Source organism: Limosilactobacillus mucosae DSM 13345 (genome assembly GCF_001436025.1).
Taxonomy (GTDB): domain Bacteria; phylum Bacillota; class Bacilli; order Lactobacillales; family Lactobacillaceae; genus Limosilactobacillus; species Limosilactobacillus mucosae.
Map to the genome: position 1 here is coordinate 1 of NZ_AZEQ01000054.1, position 2,025 is coordinate 2,025.

General features: G+C 37.5%; 1 protein-coding gene. It reads right to left on the reverse strand.

Going from position 1 to position 2,025, the window contains the following annotated elements; all coding sequences use genetic code 11:
• Positions 1-793 precede the first annotated feature (793 nt).
• A complete protein-coding gene (locus tag FC47_RS10115) occupies positions 794-1,540 on the reverse strand; it encodes a lipocalin/fatty acid-binding family protein (RefSeq protein WP_056968812.1) in 747 nt (248 codons plus the stop codon).
• Between the last annotated feature and the right edge of the window lie 485 nt (positions 1,541-2,025).

Below are 2,025 nucleotides of genomic sequence, written 5' to 3' on the forward strand. Positions count from 1 at the left end.
TATACTTGACAGGCAATAGTGCCCTACTTGTTATTTAGATTATTATATTCATTCTCAATCTCTTGCCAACCCGAACTTGGGTCTCCCATTGTCCTGGTAATTCCATCTGAGCCTGTAACTTGCCAATAATCTATTTGTCCATCAGCATTATATTTAGGGCTATACGTATTTCCATCCTTCACTAAAGGCTTCTCTTGATCACTATTGCTTGTTGTATTATCCGTTGTATTATTTGCTTGATTAGCGGTANTGACTCTGATTATTTTGTGCTGATGACTGAGTATTTGAGCTATTATTTGAATTTTCATTTACGGTATCAAGAATTTCATCTAAAGTACTTTTCTGATTTCCAAATTCCTCAGCTAATTCTTGCTTAGTATAGACTTTATGACCGTTTCCTTGTCCCATGCCTTCTTTTGTTGCCTTATCATAGGTGAGTTGGACTTGCTTATCTGTAACAGTCATAACTGTGGCATGAGCCCCAAAATCAATAGTAAATTTATTATTATCTTGTTTCCAATTCATATTATCTTTATTTCGCTTGAGCTCATTAGCGGTTTGTCCTTGTAACTTGAGATAAGCCATTAATGCATAGTCTTGATTACTGTATTTCGCTTGTTTTTCACTATTTTTCTTTGCTTTTAAGCTTGAGTTTTCCGCTTTTAAGCTAGAATTTTCTGCCTTGGTAGTAGTGTCGTTTGATTGACTATTACCACAGCCGGCTAGAGCTAATCCTACTAATAATATTGCTGATGTTAAAATTACCTTTTTATTCATGTTGTTATCTTCTTTCTTATTCAGGTTGATGGAATGTTGCTTCAATACTTGAACTCAAGGCACGGCCCTCATCATTCATTGATCCATCTGGATTTCTATATTTAGGATCTCCTGCAATATCCATCAGTTCACCTTGCTTATAACCATCTGGGTTTCGAGGATCTGATAAAGGAAGACTATATACATCGGTTCCGTCAGATAGTCTTGGATGATCACTACTATTGTCATTGGTACCAGCGTTGCTCTTTTGAGTCGATGCATTGCTTGCTGCTTGAGAAGTACCTTGGGAACTTTGTTTAGTATTTTCTGCTAAGAATTTGTCCAAGTCTAGTGTCCTACTAGTCTTACTGAGGGTTTCAGTATTCCAATTACTGTCTCCAGAAAGAGTTAATTTTTTTCCAGTTAATTTCCCTGTTAGTGGGCTTGTTACATTTGAGTCCTTCAAGTTTATTGTGTAGGAGTTATCTGAATTCTTTTTCCAGGTTAATTGATCGTCAGTGTTAGAATTTGTTGGATCAGCGTAAACGTAACGACCGGTCCCGTCTGAATTTAGAGTTACGGCTGCACCTGCTTGATCATCTTTATAGGAACCAACAATACTTGTACTCTTTGTGCTCTCACTTTTTTTCAGGCTGGAATTTTCTGCCTTTAGGCTTGCATTTTCAGCTTTAGCGGCGCTGTGATTTGATTGATTAGTACCGCAGCCTGTTAAGCCTATACAAGCTAATATTAAAGCTGAGCATATGGTAATGATTCTTTTCATTAATTTTGCCTCTTTGCCTTTAAATTTTTAACAATTTGCCTAAGATAAATACATTAAATAACTACATTATATTACATTATATTACATTAGAGGCAGTGAGGTAGCTTTTCGGTAGCTCGTTGAAGTACGCCAATACTTCAGCGGGCTTTTTCTTTTACTCTAGTTTATTTAGTTAGTGAAGTAGTTCGCCAAAACTATTTCATAACTAAAGTTACCTATTTCATAACTAAAGTTACACTAGGGCATCGTAAGTTAACAGCTACAGACAGCGTCAAACAGGCATTTACGACTATTTTTTCTAATTTAAATCCCCCGTTTTCCCAGGTCGGCCGAACTACCAACCATCCGCACAAAAAAAGGGCGGTCCGCCACACCTGACGGATCGCCCTTCGCATATAAAAAACCGGCACTGACCATCGCCAGTGTCGGTTCATTTAGTTAGACGTTCAGTTCAGTGGTATGTGGCGAGTTGTCAAATACAACCG

Excerpts from the sequence above, each read along its gene's own strand:
- FC47_RS10115 (WP_056968812.1), bottom strand. The coding sequence starts at position 1,540 with ATGAAAAGAATCATTACCATATGCTCAGCTTTAATATTAGCTTGTATA.